Genomic DNA, 6,275 nt, shown 5'->3' with positions numbered 1-6,275 from the left:
CGGCTATGGGTATTTTCCTGAGCAAGATAATTAAAAATGTAGGGAGTAATGAATGAGTTTGGCACAACATGATACGATCCACCCTCAGTTGATCTTAGGTGATGCCCTTCCAGCGGCAATTGAATCAAGTGGAAATGCCCAGCATTTGTATGTATCGCTGTCCGACATTATTTTAGATTCGTTGTTTTATCATCCTTCGATTGAGCAACATTTTGCGAATCTAACTGAACTTGAGCAAGGCTCTTTGCAATCCATTCTTGATGACAAAGCGGTGGCGGAGCACTTTACGTCAACCATTGTTGATAGAGTCGTGGCAGCGGTTCAAAAAAATCACACTACGATTCGTGTCTGTTTGAGTGATGCAGATAGTTACACTTATAAAGCGTTGATCGGTGGAAGTGTTGAAACGGATGAAATTAACCCAGCGATGGGAGTGCGTGGCGTATCGCGTTTTTCTTCCAACCAGTATGCAAAAGCGTTTAGTTATGAATGCGCTGTGATCAAGGCATTGCGCAAGCAAGGATTGAACATCGAAATTGTGGTGCCATTTGTTCGAACATTAAGTGATGCGGCTACGATCATTGACCGACTGGCAGAGCAGTCTTTGCCTCGGAGTTTAGATGGTTTGAAAGTGCTTTATTCTTGCGATGTTCCATCAGCGGCATTGTTGGCAGAGCGTTTGATGCACTATTTTGATGGTGTGGTCATCAACATCGATAACTTAACACAATACACCTTAGGTATTGATAAAGAGAATCCCGAACTTTCCCATTTGTTTAATCCAGAGAGTGAGGCGGTCATCACGCTGCTCGATTTAGCATCAAAAGCGGCACGTCATGCGAATAAGCCGATTTTGGTCGTCACCCAAGCACTCGCAAGTTATCCAAAGCTGCAGGAGCACTTAGCTGAAAGTGTTCAGGCTGATGTTGTGGTAAAAATGTAATGATCTGATTTGGGCGCAGAATAGCTGCGCTCAACTCTAACTTTTTGTAACAACTTATTGACATTTCACAGCGTATACCTTGAACTGGTCCGACAACCATATTGAAAAGGTCAAGCCTCATGCTCTCCCCATTAACAAAAGCGAATCTTTACTTAAATCTGTTTGGTTTTTTAAAAGTGCCATTGATTTGGTCCTGCAGGCCAAAGATTTTAGTGCTAAACGAACGCTCTGTAGAAATTCGAATTCCACTTAAACGTCGCAATAAAAATCATTTAAATAGTATGTATTTTGGTGTGTTAGCCGTTGGTGCAGACGTAGCGGGCGGTTTTATGGCAATGCATAAAGCACAACAGCGTGGCTCCAAAGTATCGTTGGCGTTTAAAGCGGTTAGTGCGGAGTTTTTAAAAAGGCCGGAGGCGGATGTTCATTTTCATTGCCATGATGGCCAGCTAATAGACAGTATGCTTGATGAAACTATCGCGACCGGAGAGCGAGTCAATCAGACAGTAAAGATCATTGCAACCTGTCCTTCATTGCATGGTGACGAGCCTATGGCGGAGTTTCATCTTACTTTATCGTTAAAGCGTATTGGTAAATAAGGCTGAATTAGAGACTACTCGCTTAATTCTATCGGTTCAATGTCGACAATCTTATTTCTATTTAAAACAATTTTCCAACGGTAGTAGCGGGGCTCTTCTTTATGGTTATCTTCTTTGATAATCAAGTTGAGCAAGTGCCGTTTTTCTACGGTTTCTCGACTCACTTGACCACCACTTAACTGATAAATGCGATTAGAGCCTTTGTCCATCAAACGGGTAATAGGGCGTAGATCAATGTGTAAAGTTTCGCGTGTTTCCTCATAGCCACTCATGAAGCGTGAAGTTGACATGGCCGTTTCTGAGCGATAGTGAAGTACCTGTTCCTCCCTTTGAACAATGCGTTTCTTTCGAATTGTTTTGATTCGGTCTGGTAATTTACTCAGGTTGGTATAATCAAGCCATTCAATTTTGTAACCCACAGATTTTCCGGTCGTTGGGTCTATGTAACGACGCTTCCATTTAGGTTTTCCTTTACGGATCCAGCGCCACAGCATATCGCGTAAGTCATCTTTAAAGATCTCGCGTAATGCATAAACAAACGACATAGCGATGATAAAAGAGGCGGTGATTTCCCCCCAATAGTCGCGAGCTGTAATGGCGATGACGGTGACAAACAGCATTACAAGCCCAGTCGCGATGCCTTTTACGGCACGCTTCATGTTATTACCTAAAGAGGTGACGTGTTCATTAAGCACAATGGGATGCTCGATTAAACGGCGTAGTAGGCGCATCTTGTTACTCAGCCGAGTGATGTCTTCCCCTGCCTTTGCCGAGTTGTAATTGTTAAGTTTACGATGTGCCTGTTCTTTTTCAACCAGTGTAATTAGACGCTCTTTGATGGTTTTATATTCACCATCGCGGTTCATGTGTGCGACTAGGGAAAGAAACTTTTGCTCAGTATACCAAGATAAATAGTTATCAATATTGGCGTAATAGCGTTTTAAGCTCTCTTCATAAGGAATGCTGCGGCGCAATTTTTTCAAAATATCTAAAGAGAGTTCAATGACACTATCAACTTCATCTGATGTGACGGTGTCACTCGTCGTATTGAGTTGTACTACAGCTTTATCTAGAGCGATAACATACTGATAAGCAAATAAACTCAAACTGACTCGATACTGAGTAGAAGAGAGATGGCCTCGTTGTGCAAGTCGGCTGTGCACTAAGGGCAGTAACGTTTTATCACTGTAATACGCACGCTCTTGGTGGATGAAGCTATAGTAAAAGTCAGATTCAGGAAGTATTTCGGGTGTTAGACCTAAATCACCGGGAATGAATAGGTAAATGTCTAGATCAAGTTCTTTGCTCTGAGACATGGCATGTGAAATTTTAAGCGTGATGGTATCTTGCTTATCGACATTAACCAAAGAAAGCTCCTGAAAAAATGCTTATTTTTCCCTTGAATGCAGGAAAGGATAACAGAGATCACGTATAATCTCTGCAAAATTGAGGTGAGACATAGTAAATGATTAACGTTGGTCAAATAAACAGTTTAGAAGTCGTAAAGATTGCTGATTTCGGCGTATTTTTGGATGCTGAAGATTTTGGAACCACTTTACTGCCTAAACGATTTACCCCAGATGGGGTTGAATTGGGGCAGAAAATAGACGTATTTTTGTATTTCGATTCAGACAATCAACTTGCCGCGACGACTGAAAAACCGATTGCAAAAGTAGGCGAGTGGGGATTGATGAAAGTTCAGGGTGTGAATAGCACTGGTGTTTTTGTTGATTGGGGCCTGAAGGGTAAAGATTTATTGGTGCCTTACAGCGAACAGCGTGCTCGTTTTAAAGAAGGACAAATGATTTTAGTGTATGTCTACACTGATAAGGCTTCCGGCCGCATCGTAGGCACAACTAAATTCAACAAGTGGCTGGACAAAACCCCTGCAAACTATACGCAGAATCAGCAAGTTGATCTATTAATTGCAGAACACTCAGAACTCGGATACAAGGCCATCATCAATGGTGAGCACTGGGGGATGATTTTCCCATCAGATGTGTTTGGTAAGTTGTTTATTGGTAAGACCTTAAAAGGCTACATCAAAAATATCCGTGAAGATGGAAAAATTGACCTAGCTCTGCAAAAAATTGGCGTAGCAAAAATGGATGAGCTAAGCACTAAGATCATAGAGTTACTTGAGAAAAAGGGTGGTTTTCTTCCATTAAGTGATAAATCGACACCAGAAGCTATTTTTTCGATGTTCCGTACCAGTAAGGGAACCTTTAAGAAGAGTATTGGTGGTTTGTACAAGCAGGGAAAAATTACCATTGGGGAAGATGGAATTCATCTTGTATAGCTGAGGCGTCCACCTCCTGTTGCAATCTATTTTCCTTGACGATAAAAAAAGGCCCAAAACTTTTCCGTTTTTGGGCCTAGGGGAATGGCTCATTTGAGCCTACGCTAATCATTAAAATAGTCGTACTTATGCTTCCCTGTAAGTATAGTTGTCATCGCTAGAAGTGCGCGTGTTTTCTAGATTTTTGTCCTATTTTGGGGCACGTTAAAACAAATTTTTATCTTTAACGAGTTCTCTTGGTAAACCATTTTTTATGCGGTTTCCTACCCATTTCCCTAGGCCAATCACATCGTTACCGAGTTTAACCAGCACTTCGCCAGTGCCAGTTTGTAGTGCTGGTCTGACATCTCTGCCCATGTACCAATCTCGCGCTTCTTCAATCGATAGTGTGATGCAGTTTGATTCGTTACCAGTCGCTAATGATGTAGCGACTTGATGTTGCCAGCGATAACCTTTTTTATGTGTTTCAGCGATTTTTATCCCCATGCGAGAGAAGCGGAATTTGCCGAGCATAGGTTCCAGTGCGTTTGGAAATAACCATACATCATTATCACGTAGCCAGACACTGGTATCATCGGGGATCGCAACTTCAAACGTTTTCATGAGTTGATCCGTGATCTCTTGTGTGAGTTTAAGGTTGGCTTTCGCAAAAGGAAATTGACCTAAGCGTTTGTGGACTTCAGGGTGGGGTACAGAGCTAAGTTTACGGATTTTCGCAACAAAAAAACCTTCACAATCATAAGTTTGAGGGAATATATGCAAAAACCCTTCGTCTGTAATCGCTGCTTTTGCATCTTCAAACAATGAGCTAAGGGAAACAAATTCAACTGATTGTGGATATTTTTCTTTTAGATGCAAGCACACTTGTTGGTTCTCTTCTGTGCTCAATGTACAGGTTGAGTAGACCATCACACCGCCGGGCTTTAAAGCTTGAAACGCACTTTCAATCAAATCTTTTTGTGTTGTGGAAATCGACAATACAGATTCTTTGCTCCAGTTTTTCATCGCATCAGGATCTTTACGGATGGTACCTTCTCCTGAGCATGGCGCATCTATTAACACCGCATCAAATTGTTCCGGTAACCAACCGCCAAAGACTCGACCATCAAAATTGCTCAGTGCACTGTTACGTACACCGCAGCGTTCGATATTAGCATGCAGCACTTTAACACGGCTGGCTGAAAATTCGTTGGCGACTAATACGCCTTCATTTTCCATACACGCCGCAATTTGCGTTGTTTTTGAACCCGGAGCCGCCGCCATGTCGAGTACTGAATTGAACGATTCATCGCCAGTGAAAAGAGCGGACACCGGCATCATAGAACTGGCTTCTTGAATGTAAAAAAGCCCTGCCATATGTTCGGCTGTGTTACCCAAAGGTACGACAGACTCATCGGCTTCAATCCAAAAACCCGTGTTACACCAAGGCACTAGTGATAAAGCCCATCCTTTTTCTACGGCGCGTTGACAAAAGCTATCAACAGAGATTTTTAGCGTGTTGACTCGGATACTTTTACGCAAAGGACGCTGGCAAGCTGCAATAAAATCACTCATCGTTAGATGTGTGGGCAGTATCGCTTCAATTGTCGCAAGAAAAGGTTCAGGTAGGGTTATATTGGCGTGCAAAGCAGTATCTCGTCTGGGAGTTGAGGCCGGATTATATAAGAATCGTGATGAGATCAAAATAATAAAAAATGCAGCCGATCAGCTGCATTTTATAAGAATCAAGGTTAACCCTTTAAGGTTTTGGTATGGCTGTTCGCCATTGGCGCCATTCTGGTTTGGCTTCAGGATATAAGTAAAATGCTTGGCCTTGTTTAGCGATAGGCTGTAGCTGTTTTTGCTCTGGAGTGGCAAATGTAATTCCGCCTTTCATGATGCTATCTAACGTGCCTGCTTTTATATTTGCACCAGATAAACCGATGGATACATCGACGCCAGAAGTGTTCCAAAATACGCTATTGCTGCGAACCAGATAAGCGAACTCTTTTTGGATTTCAATGGTAAACATGACGCGGTCTGCAAAGTCTCCTAGAGCAACATGGGTTACTTTGCCCACTTCCATTTCACGGTAGAGAACCGGGCTATCTTCAGTCACTGATCCTCGTGTTTCACTTTGTAAGGTGAATTCAATACCGAGTGCTTGTTGTGGCTGTTTTTCTAGTTCAAATTGATACTGCACATCGCCAAACCCAGGTTGGACCTCAATGCTGGAACTGAGTAAGTTTTGCAGATTTTCAACACCATTGAAGCCAATCTTAGTTTTCGCTACCCAAAAGTGAGAGCCATTTCTGGCAATGCCTAATGCGTAGCTAGGCTCAATTCTCGCTTGGAGTGTAACTTGGTTTGTCTTGAAATCGGGTGTTACAGAAACAACCTCTCCCACAGTGATATTGTTATATTTGATGGATGTTCCTAGCGTAATGCCAAAGGA

6 protein-coding genes are annotated in these 6,275 nt (G+C 42.4%); 3 read left to right on the top strand and 3 right to left on the bottom strand.

The window, feature by feature from the left end:
- Positions 1 to 52 precede the first annotated feature (52 nt).
- Together B9J84_RS07415 and B9J84_RS07410 are read left to right on the top strand one after the other, a co-directional pair.
- Complete coding sequence (locus tag B9J84_RS07415; RefSeq protein ID WP_010319067.1) at positions 53 to 943, top strand: putative PEP-binding protein; 891 nt, start codon at positions 53 to 55, stop codon at positions 941 to 943.
- A 119-nt stretch (positions 944 to 1,062) separates the two neighbouring features.
- A complete protein-coding gene (locus tag B9J84_RS07410; RefSeq protein WP_017047658.1) occupies positions 1,063 to 1,542 on the top strand; it encodes a PaaI family thioesterase in 480 nt (159 codons plus the stop codon).
- 14 nt (positions 1,543 to 1,556) lie between these two features.
- On the opposite strand, the gene B9J84_RS07405 is transcribed toward B9J84_RS07410, so the two are convergent.
- Positions 1,557 to 2,909 carry a hypothetical protein gene (locus tag B9J84_RS07405; RefSeq protein ID WP_094123856.1) on the bottom strand — a complete coding sequence of 451 codons (1,353 nt, stop codon included), beginning with the start codon at positions 2,907 to 2,909 and terminating at the stop codon, positions 1,557 to 1,559.
- 98 nt (positions 2,910 to 3,007) lie between these two features.
- On the opposite strand from B9J84_RS07405, the gene B9J84_RS07400 reads away from it, so the two are divergent.
- Positions 3,008 to 3,841 (top strand): S1 RNA-binding domain-containing protein, encoded by an 834-nt coding sequence (locus tag B9J84_RS07400; protein WP_013856923.1) that lies wholly within the window; start codon positions 3,008 to 3,010, stop codon positions 3,839 to 3,841.
- 204 nt (positions 3,842 to 4,045) lie between these two features.
- Here B9J84_RS07400 and rsmF read toward each other — a convergent pair whose 3' ends face one another.
- Both rsmF and B9J84_RS07390 read right to left on the bottom strand, forming a co-directional pair.
- A complete protein-coding gene (gene rsmF, locus B9J84_RS07395; protein ID WP_404206536.1) occupies positions 4,046 to 5,467 on the bottom strand; it encodes a 16S rRNA (cytosine(1407)-C(5))-methyltransferase RsmF in 1,422 nt (473 codons plus the stop codon).
- 112 nt (positions 5,468 to 5,579) lie between these two features.
- Positions 5,580 to 6,275 (bottom strand): MlaD family protein (locus B9J84_RS07390; RefSeq protein WP_143698842.1); only part of this gene is annotated, 696 nt, incomplete at its 5' end.

This window comes from Vibrio sp. V03_P4A6T147, assembly GCF_002241085.1.
GTDB lineage: Bacteria > Pseudomonadota > Gammaproteobacteria > Enterobacterales > Vibrionaceae > Vibrio > Vibrio anguillarum.
Note: the sequence above shows the minus strand (reverse complement) of the source record. Positions and strands in the feature narration are given on the sequence as shown.